10 protein-coding genes are annotated in these 12,448 nt (G+C 35.3%); 3 read left to right on the forward strand and 7 right to left on the reverse strand.

The window, feature by feature from the left end; translation table 11 throughout:
- Positions 1-233: 233 nt before the first annotated feature.
- Together F6K06_RS16430 and F6K06_RS16435 are read right to left on the reverse strand one after the other, a co-directional pair.
- Positions 234-1,982: a serine/threonine-protein kinase gene (locus tag F6K06_RS16430; RefSeq protein ID WP_287244098.1), complete on the reverse strand. Its 1,749-nt coding sequence runs from the start codon at positions 1,980-1,982 to the stop codon at positions 234-236.
- 690 nt (positions 1,983-2,672) lie between these two features.
- Positions 2,673-2,921, reverse strand: coding sequence for a Ycf34 family protein (locus tag F6K06_RS16435; RefSeq protein ID WP_124144887.1), 249 nt, complete (start codon positions 2,919-2,921; stop codon positions 2,673-2,675).
- A gap of 436 nt (positions 2,922-3,357) precedes the next feature.
- Here F6K06_RS16435 and F6K06_RS16440 point away from each other — a divergent pair, with 436 nt between their 5' ends.
- Positions 3,358-4,719, forward strand: a complete 1,362-nt coding sequence (locus tag F6K06_RS16440; RefSeq protein WP_287244111.1) for a CCA tRNA nucleotidyltransferase — start codon at positions 3,358-3,360, stop codon at positions 4,717-4,719.
- A gap of 1,148 nt (positions 4,720-5,867) precedes the next feature.
- Here F6K06_RS16440 and F6K06_RS33985 read toward each other — a convergent pair.
- The 5 genes from F6K06_RS33985 to F6K06_RS16460 all read right to left on the reverse strand — a co-directional run bounded on the left by F6K06_RS33985 (position 5,868) and on the right by F6K06_RS16460 (position 10,246).
- The gene (locus tag F6K06_RS33985) at positions 5,868-6,020 is read right to left on the reverse strand and encodes a hypothetical protein (RefSeq protein ID WP_161564511.1); all 153 of its coding nucleotides are present in this window, start codon (positions 6,018-6,020) and stop codon (positions 5,868-5,870) included.
- Positions 6,021-6,067: 47 nt separating this feature from the next.
- Positions 6,068-6,265 carry a hypothetical protein gene (locus tag F6K06_RS33990; RefSeq protein ID WP_161564513.1) on the reverse strand — a complete coding sequence of 66 codons (198 nt, stop codon included), beginning with the start codon at positions 6,263-6,265 and terminating at the stop codon, positions 6,068-6,070.
- 609 nt (positions 6,266-6,874) lie between these two features.
- Positions 6,875-8,170 carry a TldD/PmbA family protein gene (locus tag F6K06_RS16450; protein ID WP_287244103.1) on the reverse strand — a complete coding sequence of 432 codons (1,296 nt, stop codon included), beginning with the start codon at positions 8,168-8,170 and terminating at the stop codon, positions 6,875-6,877.
- An 80-nt stretch (positions 8,171-8,250) separates the two neighbouring features.
- On the reverse strand, positions 8,251-9,111 hold the full coding sequence (locus F6K06_RS16455; RefSeq protein WP_124155560.1) for a Tab2/Atab2 family RNA-binding protein: 861 nt from the start codon (positions 9,109-9,111) through the stop codon (positions 8,251-8,253).
- A gap of 931 nt (positions 9,112-10,042) precedes the next feature.
- The gene (locus F6K06_RS16460) at positions 10,043-10,246 is read right to left on the reverse strand and encodes a hypothetical protein (protein ID WP_124144884.1); all 204 of its coding nucleotides are present in this window, start codon (positions 10,244-10,246) and stop codon (positions 10,043-10,045) included.
- A gap of 1,120 nt (positions 10,247-11,366) precedes the next feature.
- Here F6K06_RS16460 and F6K06_RS16465 point away from each other — a divergent pair.
- Both F6K06_RS16465 and F6K06_RS16470 read left to right on the forward strand, forming a co-directional pair.
- Positions 11,367-11,498, forward strand: a complete 132-nt coding sequence (locus tag F6K06_RS16465) for a hypothetical protein (protein WP_275670368.1) — start codon at positions 11,367-11,369, stop codon at positions 11,496-11,498.
- A 454-nt stretch (positions 11,499-11,952) separates the two neighbouring features.
- A complete protein-coding gene (locus F6K06_RS16470; RefSeq protein WP_287287271.1) occupies positions 11,953-12,201 on the forward strand; it encodes a hypothetical protein in 249 nt (82 codons plus the stop codon).
- The last annotated feature ends 247 nt before the right edge of the window (positions 12,202-12,448 follow it).

Raw genomic sequence — 12,448 nt, forward strand, 5'->3', positions numbered from 1 at the left:
ATTAGGGTTTGCTGATTAATCCTCAAAGGCTTTATCTATAAAAGCTTTAGCCTTTTTGGAGGGAAAAAAGTGCAACTTTTTGGTCAAAAAAGCTCAAAAATTTAGCATTTTGGGCAAGAGTTGGGCATAAAAATCACTCTTACAAATATATCCGACTACCTCCTCTATAATTCCCATTTCTCCTGACTCCTGACTCCTACTTTTACTCATAAGACTTTTTCAGCAAACCCTAATTATATTTCCTCTCTAGCATAAAATATTGGTAAAGCCACAAATAAGCAACCTAAAAGCAACCCAAAAATATCAGAAATCCATAATTTACCCCCTAACAAACCCAAGATTAAAAATACTGTTGCCACAGTAGTAAATAAATTATTAGTTGCCAATTTATTCTGTTTTATAACCAGATGTTTAACTGTAATAAAAACTGATGCAATTATAACAGCCATTATCGGATGCCAAATAATTATCCGATAGCCAAAAATAAACCAAGCAAAAGCAAACATCAAAGCATCTAACCAAAATTCTTTTTCCTTAAATCTAGCCCACCAAAAATTCTGAGTTCCTAACTGCAAAATCTTCATAAAATGCTCATTTTTTTGTAATCTCAAAATTTGATTTTTCCACCTAGCTTTACGATCCATTCTCAATACTTGTTGCCACTCCGGCACAGTTTTACCCTGAAGCTTACCTAGTAATTTAACTTTATCTATATTTTGCAATCTTAGATCGGTTAACTTCCCAGAAATAGTCCTTAAAATTTGAGCATAATTAGCCTTTTTTCCTGAATTTCTACTAATCACAACAGTCAAAGTTTTTTTAACACGACTCACCTGAACTTTAACCGACTCAGTAGCCAAAACTTCCTGTAACTCCCGTCTAATTTCTGCTTGCTCAGTTAACCTTTTCGGCACTGCTGAAGAAGGAGAAAAATAAACATTTTCCATATAATTAGACCGAGGTTTAAGATGTCTAATAATAGCAGTGGCAGAATGATAACGCCGATTTGTTGCACCTTCCAACATCTTGTCTAAAATTAGACCTAATTCTTTACTAACAGGCATTTTTAAATAATCTCGCCATACCCACTTACTATTTCTACTATCAAACAAATCAAAAGGTGAAACTTGAGTCAAAAGATGAATACAAGTAACACCCAAACTATAAAGATCGCTAGCAAAAATAGCCTTACCCATCAATTGTTCGGGAGCGGTATAAGCAGCACTACCAATAATAGTTCCAGTTTGAGGTAAACCTTTTTTCTCCACTAACTTAGCAGCACCAAAATCTACTAAAACCAGTTGACCAGTAGTGCGACGAATAATATTTTCTGGCTTAATATCTCGATGAATAACTTTCGATTTATGCACAAACTGTAATACTGGCAATAAATTATTTAAAAATTCCCGAATTTTAGCTTCAGTAAAGATACCTTTTTCTGCCAATTCTTGGGCGAGATTTTTGCCTTCAATATATTCTTGAACTAGATATTGTTGTCCATCCTTTTGAAAATAAGTTAGTAGTTTGGGTATCTGAGAATGAATACCTAGAGTTTTTAACTGTTGTGCTTCTTGCTGAAATAATTCTGAAGCTTTTTTAGTTTTTGTCTTTACTTGAAGAGACTCACTACCAGAAATTGTTTCTGAAGATTGAAGAGAATTTTGGTCATAATGGTAATAATTTGTATTCTGAGGAAAAAACTGTTTAATTACACAAACTTGTCGAATAGAATCTTTTTCATCTACTGCTAAAAAAGTTCTACCAAAACCACCTTGCCCAATTAATTTAAGAATACGGTAGCGAGACTGGTTAGCTATTTTGAGATTATTATCTGGCGAAGAAATAATTTTCTTTGTTTCTATTTTTTCATTTTCATCACTTAGTGGAGGAATTAGTAATAATGGAGAGTTGCAACTCTGACAAAATTCAGCCTTAGTAGGATTTTGTGGATTTTTGCAGGTGGGAAAGTAGCAATAACTCATGAGAATAGAAAAGATAAATAAAGATTTTTATTATTGATTTGATGATATTTTAATTCCCAAGAAGCATGAGGTACAAAATTCGTAATTTTTAGGGAGTAGCTAGGGACTTTGCATGCAACGTCCCTACAGAGTAGTAATTCGGTAAACAGGGAATAAACGCTATATTTTTCTTTCAGTTATAAAATAGAACAAATTAATAACTCTTCTTTTTCCTAAAGAAGTGGGAGATAAAGTTATAGCAGGGTGTGCTGGTATATTTACAATGGATAATTGATAATTGATAATTGATAATTGATAATTGATAATTAATCCATTCAGCTTTATTTCCTCTCCTTTTAAGGAGAAAAAAGCGGTCGTTTGCGAAGCAGTCCGTAGGATAGGATGGCGAGGTCTCGGAGCCATATCCAATGGACCAAGAGAATAAATCTGATTTCTTTATATTCAATTCCGTAACGGTTTTAACCAGAGGTAATTATCCATTATCAATTGATGAAAAATTCCAGGAACTACCCAATAGCTAAAAGTCTAATATTATTAGGTTTTTATTCCCCAAATGAGTTGTGATCTAGCCGTTTCGCTATATTCATAAATAGTAGATAATTTGAGCTAACATAAAATCTCCTTTTCTGTACTATTTCCTACTCCCACTCTATCTATAAAAAGAAGGGGAAATCAAGAATTAGAATTACTTTAAGTAGGGATAAGTTCACCTGGTCTTAATTTTGCCCATTTGCCCATTTCTTCTTTAAAACTTTCACAACCAACAACATCCCACTCCATTTCAATTTCATTATTTTGAGGGCGAATATTAACATTGATTGTAGGTTCAACCGGGTCAAAGTCGGGATTTTCTGTTAAATGAAGTTGTTCGTGCTGAGTTTCTACAGCATGATAGGTGACACACCGATCTACATAGTGGCAGTTAACACAAATACACATTTGTCAGTACCTCTTTGATGCTTAACTCTAATATTAATTGATGCAATAATTGCCTATTTTAATGATTTGATGAGTTTATATTCTAGCCCAAATTAATTTTATAGCAGTCGAAGCAAAGCTTAGGACATTCCTAAATGCTCAAACCCAGTCATATAGAATCAGGGTAATTAGTTATCGTATCGCTCTCGGAGTCAGGAGTCATGAGGACCGAGTCAGGAGTCAGGAGAAAGGAAGGATGAGAGTGGGAATTATCTGGAGATATTCGGTGCATTTTATATCTGCATTGAATGGAAGTAGAAAGTGCGATAACTGTATCACCGGATTTCAGATCAGAGATTACTTATGACTTATGACTTATGACTTATGACTTGCGCGTAGCGCTGATTTCCTACTTAGAAAGTTTAATTACAGAGAAGTTAACTTGATTTTTTTACCAATGTTGATAAATTCCCTGTCTGCTTTATCTCCCAATAATTGGCCATTTGACCGAGAAATGTTGCCCCAACCTGTTTATTTGGTCGGTGGATCTGTGCGAGATGCTTTGCTGAAGCGCAAAAGTGATTATCTGGATTTAGATTTTATTATCCTCGACCAAGCAGTTAACATTGCCAAAAGTATTGCGAAGCAGTATCAAGCGGGGTTTGTGGTATTGGATGCCGAACGAAAAATTGCTAGGGTGGTATTTCAAGGGACTACAGTTGATTTTGCTGAAATAGAAGGTAATAGTCTGGAGGAAGACTTATGGCGACGAGATTTTACAATAAATGCGATCGCTTATAATCCTTTTAATGATGAGGTGATAGATTTATTTAATGCTCTGAAGGATTTGCAAGATGGTATTATCAGAATGGTAAAATCTGCTAATCTCAGAGATGATCCTCTCCGACTATTACGCGCATATCGTCAAGCAGCACAGCTAGGTTTTGTTATTTCACCAGAAACTCAAACAGCTATTCGAGAATTTGCACCTTTGCTGACTAATGTTGCAGCAGAAAGAGTGCAGACAGAATTAGGTTATTTATTGAGCCATCCCCAAGGTATGTTTTGGATAGAAAAAGCTTGGAAAGATTGTTTACTTTCTAGTTATTTTTCTACTGCGGGAGAAAATTGGGAAATAGCAAAACAAATAGACATAGTAGCAGAGGAGTTAGGAAAAAATTGGTCTCAGTTAAAAGATGAGTTAGCAAGAGGGGTACGCGATACAGTAAAAACCTCTTTGTTGGCGATCGCTAAGTTAGCAATATTAGTTAATTCCGATCCAGAAAAAGCAGAAGTTGAATTGATGGGGTTGAAGTATAGCAATGCAGAAATTAGGAGTACAATTGCAGTTATTAAAGGTTTAGCTAAACTGTCAGAAATAGAAATTTCTCAGATGTCTGTGAGGCAACAATTTTTCTTATTTCAAGAAATAGGAAAAAATTTTCCTGCTTTAGCAGTTGTAGGAGTAGGAAAAGGAATATCCATAACAGAAATTGATTGTTTAGTTAAACGTTATATTAATCCAGAAGACCAAGTTGCTCACCCCACTCCTTTATTGAACGGAAATGATTTAATTACAGTCTTAAAATTACCCAAAAGTCCGATAATTGGTCAACTATTAACAGAAATTAAAATAGCACGAGCTGAGGGAAAAATTTCCACTAAAGTTGAAGCAATTAAATTAGCAGAAAAATTAATTCAAATTAAGAAAGAAGAAGGAAGAGGGATTGAAGAAGGAGACAGGAGACAGGAGACAGGAGACAGGAGGAAAATTACATGGGGATTCGCTCCCCCAAGTAATTTTGAACACCCCCGTTGACGGTGGGGTATTAAACCCACAAAGAAAATGATAAATATTGAAAAAAAAACAAATGATCTCAAATCCGTTTGATTGGACATCAAAAAAATCAGGACTTATATCATGTTCGGATAATCAGTTATAATAAACCTTCTGCCTTCTAAACTTGCTCTTTCCCTTCTGCCTTCTGCCTTTAGTCCACAGATATTATAAGTATTCAACCGAACATGATATTACGCAGTACCGCTATATACAGTGATAATTCCAGATATATCCACTATAATTAGTGCTGTTGCGTAAGTCCTGAAAATGCTCAAATCGTCATAACTACTAAATCTTTGTGATTCTCTCGCCTCCTGATATCAAATTTGCTTAATTCGGTATAAAAAAATATTCCATCTGAGCACCATTGCCAAATCTTTCTTGATCTCCCGACCCTCCCCACACTATGAATCTAATTACACCAATGCTACCAGATTTTATATAACTCCTGACTCCTGACTCCTACTTCAAAAGATTTTATACCGATCACGACAGTAGTCATATCATGTCCGGTAGCAATTCATGTCCGGTCGCAATGACTTCTTACCCCCTCGCCGTCTCAAATGCTGATTTTTGATATTTTTTATCCCTTCTTCTCCTAACTTATTATATTTCTTCAGGATTTCTTTGGCATAATCATAATTGATTCCTACAGCGATTTGCTCGGCAACGCGAACGCGAACGCACTATTTTTTAGAGTCTACCCTAAGGAGAGTTCCCAAAGTAATACCAAATTCAAAAAAGGTCGTTACAGTATTAATCTCTAAATTCCGACCAGCAGAGAAAACCACTGTAGCAATATTTTATGAAATTGGTATAAGTGCCATCTTCTGGATTCTACAGAATCTTGACTTTTAAGGTACTTTTGTCTGAGTTCAAATGAACTCAAATGCGGAGCTAGATAAGCTTTCTTGGCCATTCAATTTATCCAGGTTATCTTCCTTGATGATAAAATGGTTTTGACAACCGGATTTAGTATTACTCTTCAAAGTTTTGAACTAGGAATAAAGCTGTTTTATGGTGGATTTCATCTATGAGATTTAAAATTAGAAATCTCATTCGATTAACTGCTTTTTTCATGGGTTGCTTGGTTTTAGATTTAGCCTTCGTTAATAAGCGAGATTAAATCATCTACAGTGATAGCAAAGTCTTTGAATTTTACCAATGTCACCGGAACCTATCCATCCTCCATTTATCTTGTCATCTCCCTTGCCACCAATAATGACATCATCACCAAGACCGCCATCTATTGTGTCATTACCGCTAGCTGCTTTTTTCATGGGTTGCTTGGTTTTAGATTTAGCCTTCGTTAATAAGCGAGATTAAATCATCTACAGTGATAGCAAAGTCTTTGAATTTTACCAATATCACCGGAACCTATCCATCCTCCATTTATCTTGTCATCTCCCTTGCTACCAATAATGACATCATCACCAAGACCGCCATCTATTGTGTCATTACCGCCACCACCTTCAAGAGTTTCTTTTTCATCTGAACCATTTATTTCATCATTTTTGAATAATATAGATGTTTTTTATTTGATCAGGATTGTAAAGCCTATTTAGAAGAAAATTAAAGAGTCAAGCAGAAAATTTATCAAATCTTTACTTTGTAAATATATATTAATATCTGGGATAATTAAGCTCTAATACAAGATCAGATTTTTCAACCCACATATAATCAAAAAGAACTTTCCTCTGTAACTTTTGTGGAAAGAAAGTATGTAAGATTTTTGTTAAAGATTTTTTTAGAGGCAAAAAGGGGAAATCGTTTTCTAGACAAAAATTATAGGATGCAGGAATTGTTGATTTATCCTCTATTTAACAAAAGAAGGATTAATACCGAATCCGAGAAGAAGTTAAAGTTCCACTTATAAGTGACTAAGGGGAGAAAGAAGTTCAACAATTAATAATTAATAATCACCTCTTCTGAAAACGGGTAGGATTGGCGAACATAATTTTTTTGATTTATTTATGCTAAAAAATAACAGGATTTAAGCCTTAATTATTCGATCGAGAAGTATCAGAAAGTATAGGACAGGATAAAATTTTTGATCGCTAACTAAGCGGATATGATATTACTATCAAAATCAAATTAAGAGCTAATAATAATTATTAATGATTGCGTAAGTAACTCAATCTATTCTGCTAATAGTAGATAATCCTTCTACAATTACATGGGGAGTATAACAAGAACCGTTCCATTCGCCGTCATTTCCCAATGTGACTAATTGCTTTAATGCTGTATAGACATTACCAGCAACCATTGTATTTTTAACTCTACCAACTACTTCACCTTTTCTCACACGATAGCCAAGTTCAACATTAATCGAAAAGTCACCAGAAATACCAGCACCACCACCCAGAATTTGGTCTACTATAATTGCATCATCCAACATAGTAGTTGATTCCTTTAGCGATCGCTCTCCTGGCTTAACTATAAAATTAAATAATTCTGGTGTAGGGTAGCTACCTAAATCTGGTCGGAACCCATTACCAGTAGTCCCACTCCCCAATAATCTGCCAGTAGTTCGGTCTGTATAAAACAATTGTAAAATGCCGTTTTGAATAAATACTATAGAACGAGCAGGAGTACCCTCATCATCAAAAGGACAACTAAACGGTCCTTCATCTGGTTCTTGAGAAATAGTAATATGTTTGTTAGTCACAACTTCCCCTAAGCGATCGCTCCAAGGAGAAGCACCTTCCAAAACTTGTTTGCCATTCAAAGCAGCAGAGAAAGTACCCCATAATAAATCTGCAGCTTTAGCCGTAAATAGAATAGGTACTCTACCTCTAGGAGGTATAACATTTTTTTGTGCCCAATCTAATCGTTGCAAGATTCTATTTGCTACTTTCCTGGGGTCAAGACCATTACGCTGAATTTGGCCATCAGATATATTTAATAAGTCGTCACCTCTGACCCAATCAGTTTCTACATAACCACTAAGGGTGGTATCTATATGATGACAATCTAGTCCTAGGGAATTAACTAAACGAGTAGATTCAATTTCGCAGTCCCATTCTCCATGACAAATCACATCTGGATAAACTTCTCGAATTAATGTGATCGCTTCTTTTCCCCAAGTTACAAGTTGTTCAACTGATATAGATATTCCTTGGTTAGGATAATATCGATTTTTCGCTTTCGAGGATAGTTCAATATATTCTGGTTGATTAAGACTACTTATAGACAGGGCAAGTTCTACTAAAGCTTTAGGTTCCACTGGCCCATGAGCTACAGCTATTCCTGGACATCCATTTCGCCAAAGTCGGAGCGCTATACCCTCTGACTGAGTGCTTTCTAGTTGTTTGAGTCGATTGCTTTCAAAAAATACGGGCCGGGAGTGTGATCGGGCTTGAAATACCTCTGCTGCCTCAGCTCCTGCTTTGGCAGCTACTTCTAGCAGTTGTTCTGCTAATTGGGTCATAAAATTCTGTTTGGGATTTATGATTTTGGACAATAGAGTTGTTAGTAGGATTTTACCAACGTCCAGTACCCAAAACTTAACTAGATATTAATTTCTTGCAGCAACCAAAAACCAGCAAACGATTCAGATTCTGGATTTGACTGTACAGCCAGAAAATGAACTTGTTTGACTTTCGACTTTGCTTCGGAAAATCTTTTAGCTTCCTCAATAGTTGATGAATTAGCTAGATTAGCTAAAATCCAACAATCATTACCTCCAGTTTCTAGAAGCAATCTAGCTGGGGGACCTGAATTAAATTTGACAAAAGCTAATTCTAATCCTGACATCCAAGCGGCTAAAGGTTTTGCCCTAGATGAATAAATAATTAAACCTGGAATCTGTAAATTGGGTGCAAGACCCATCATGCTCAGGGGAAAAGCTTCTTCAAAATCAATGTCCCACTCTGACATTTCTGCAAAAGCCTCAGCTTCTAAACTAACAAATGCCCATTTTTCTCCAATTAAGGCATCTGGTAGAGGTTGTGGTGCGGGACTCATGTATTGAATTGAAGGATTTGTTCCTGCTTGATAACTAGAATAAGTGGGATAAACTTCTTCCATTCGTTGTTGTAGCCACTGGTTGAGTGTGTAGGTGCGACGACTTAGAACCGCAGGTATGGCCATTTCTGCACAAGCTTTGGTAATCATGTTGTTCATTTGACGGCGGAAGAAGCGAATTTTTTGAGGTGCTTCTGGAGCATCAGCGATCGCTTTTTCAATGGCGCTCCGTAGCCAAATTGAGTTTACCTCTTGGTTACTTGTAAACTCAGAGTAACGATACAAAGAGTCTGTAGGATGATTAATATCTAGGGGACTTTCGCATATTAAGAGTTCCCAGAGTTTTTTTTGTCTTTCATCAAGTATTGGACGACTGTAAAAGTCTAGTTCCCAAATAGTTCCCATGCCTTACTCTTAAATTGATAGTACAGTTATTCTAAGCTATGGCAGGAAGGTATTATATCAGGCATGATAAATGTTTGTTACAAATACTTAGGGGACCTCTATCAGTCAGTAGTCAGCATTCAGCAGTCAGGAGAATATGTTCTTATATTATCTCCGGTTGAATAGTTGTAAATCACGAGGGAGTCATCAGGTAGGGTTGCCGTCGGTCAGGCAAAGTAAAGTCAAGAGTAAACAGAAGAAGAGGAGAAAGTTTGTCGTTCATCGCGTCAGCGGAACGGAGTTCTATCGGGACTTTAGCAAAAAAATAATTAAAAATAGCCTTAAACCCTTGCTGTGTAATGCTTTAACGTCAAAATAGCCTATTTCTTGATATATCTAGAGTTTGAGCCATTTTTAGCCCCTTGCTAGGGTTGAGTTTTAAGCCATTTTCACTGTCAAAAATATCAAAGTCCCGCTATCCAAATTGATATTACTTTAATTTGATTATTGGCGTTGCATCATCATGGGATGATTTTGATATGTGTCAAAAAATTTGTTTTAATCTATCAACATTTTCAGATGGGTGCAAATGTGATTATCATCCCGCAATTATACAACGCCTGATTATTTGTAATATGAAACATCAAAAATAATTCTACAGTTATTTCACAAAAGCTGAAATAAAAGTTGAGCAAGACGAGATAGTTAAACAACAATTTTACATGAAATACAAGTAATTATGCAATTTTCCAGTCTCCCAATCTCCCAATCTCCCAATCTCCCTAATCAATCATCTGTAGGAAGTATTAATCTATATTCATATAATATTCTTTTTAAAAATTAAAATATCAATTTTCAATTTTCGTACTAAAAAAAATAAGAAGCCTCAAAAAGACTCCTTTCCTTAATAGTATTTACAAACAAAAAAGGTTTTTCAGCGGATGGAAATAATCTATGCTGGGACATTTATTAATACTCTAGAGTTTTGTTTACGAGAACTTAACCAGTCTCCACGAGTCTGAAATACTTGAGAACGAGTTAATAGCATTAATTCTAAGTCAGGCATTTCTTCTCGACATCGTGGACAATACCAGTAAATAGTATTATGACGTGCATGGCGTAGTAATGTTGTAGAGCAACAAGGACAAGTGTGCATAATATACCTCAAATTTATTTGAAAAATATGACAAGATTTAACAACAAACCCCTAACAAATAACTGATGATTTTATCAGGGTAATTAAATATGAATAAATTATTGAAGCCTTGTATCTATATAGATAGGTTCAGCTACAAAAATCATAAAAATTGTGTTAAAAAACTTGAAATAAGCTTCTTTTAATTAACTTATATCTTCGCTATCTAGTGAGTAAACTTTGTAAAAACAAAATAAACTAAGCACTATTAAAAGCTGAAAAATCAATGGATATGTCTTCAGAGGTGTGCTTATAAATTAATGCAGAACTCGCAGAAAGAGTTAATAGAATGATATAAACTGATTGCACTTCTCTTATCTCCAAATGCCAATTTGATATTTATATCTCAGCTTTTAGGTCAAGTTGCTAACCTTGCCAATTAAGGTAATCTATAAATATGAAGAACTTGTGAAGATAGAGAAAAATGTCACAAAAGTTGACACTATAATAGCAATCCTAAATCGTTTGTAAAAAATCAAAAATATATCGAAAGTCTGAAACTCTTATCCCTAGTTCCCTATGCCTTTTTCTCTAGTCCCTGCCTATTCCCTTTTTGCCAGATATTTTTACACAACCGTACCAAGGAATGCTAAATCTAGATTTATATCTATGGAATAAAAGGAACACCTTAATTGATAGTAGGAAAGAAGGATGTATAGCAAATATTATTAGACTATTGGACATCTGACAGTAGTTTGCGACTTAATACAGGTATTTTTCCGAAATATAGCAGTCTCAGGAAAGCTTAGGACATATCAAAAGCTTAAAGCTCAGACAACGAAAATTTTTCCTTCTTTTCTCTCCTAGATAACTAAAGCCTTCCTTATTTCTTCTTCCTTCTGCTATATCTACTCTTTGAAACCATGGATTAGCTTCTATTCTGATTAAAGATTTCAAGCAGCAAAATATACTATTTTTTACTTTAAGACAGCAGGAAAAAATTATAATTTTCTTTCATAAGTAGGAATTGGTATTAGTTCAATACCGGGACTTTAGCAAAAAATGGTTTAAAAATAGTTTTAAACCCTTGCTGTATAATGCTTTAACGTCAAAATAGCCTCTTCCTTGATATATCTAGGGTTTGCGCTCAAAAGTCTTATGGGTGAGGGTAGGAGACAGGAGACAGGAGACAGGAGAAAAGGGTCGGGAGCGAGGAAGTAGGAGTAAGAATTTTCCCTTGATTTTTCTGCCCAACTCTGGCCGAAAATGCTAATTTTTTGAACCATTACGACCTAAAAGCTTGGAATTTTTCTAACTAAAAAATGCTAAAACCTTTATCTGTCAATGCTTTTAGATTTAATCAGTAAGCCCTATCTAGTTTTGAGCCATTTTTAGCTAGAGCAACGTATTTTCCTTGCTACCGTTGAGTTTGAAGCTATTTTTAACCTAAAAAATATCAAAGTCCCGATACTAGCATGAGTAACTAGAAAATCAGAAAAATCTTAACTGGGTATTTTAGTGTAGTATCTGAGTAAATTCTCTAGGATAGATATAATTTTTGAATACACATAAAAATCATTAAAGTTCAGTAATACTTCTGTTGAAGCATAGGTTTTTACTATTTATGATGATATTAGAACATCTACAATACCTGAATAGGTCATTATTTATAGATGTAACTTTTAGATTTATTCAAAAACATCGCAATATGAACTAACCTATCAACTATGAAAGATAAATTGACTCAAACTAATGTAGCTAGACTTCTAGGAGTATCTTTTCAGAGGATTCATACTCTGAGAATTAGGAATAAAATAAAGTTTTTTTGGGATGCAAACTTAAAGGCTTGGGTCACATCAGAGGAGCATCTTCAAAAATATCTAACTGAGAGAGGAAAAAGAGTAAATTTATCATCTCTTGAAGAAGGAGACAGGAGACAGGAGACAGGAGACAGGAGGAAAATTACATGGGGATAGTCAACGACCTGCCGCTCCGCGTCTACGCTCCCCCAAGTAATGCGTGAACACCCCCGTTGACGGTGGGGTATTAAACCCACAAAGAAAATGATAAATAATCAAATCGGAAATACAGGTCAAGTGACATACTCCCACACTAACCTTGCGGTATAGTGTGGGCTTCTCGTTTCGCAGTCCCGGTACCCCGTCGGACTCCACGAGCTTTAAGGACGGAATGCCCTACCGCCCTATTTTTGATATTTATTGC

This window comes from Okeania sp. SIO1H4 (assembly GCF_010672695.1).
In the GTDB taxonomy this organism is placed as follows: domain Bacteria; phylum Cyanobacteriota; class Cyanobacteriia; order Cyanobacteriales; family Microcoleaceae; genus Okeania; species Okeania hirsuta.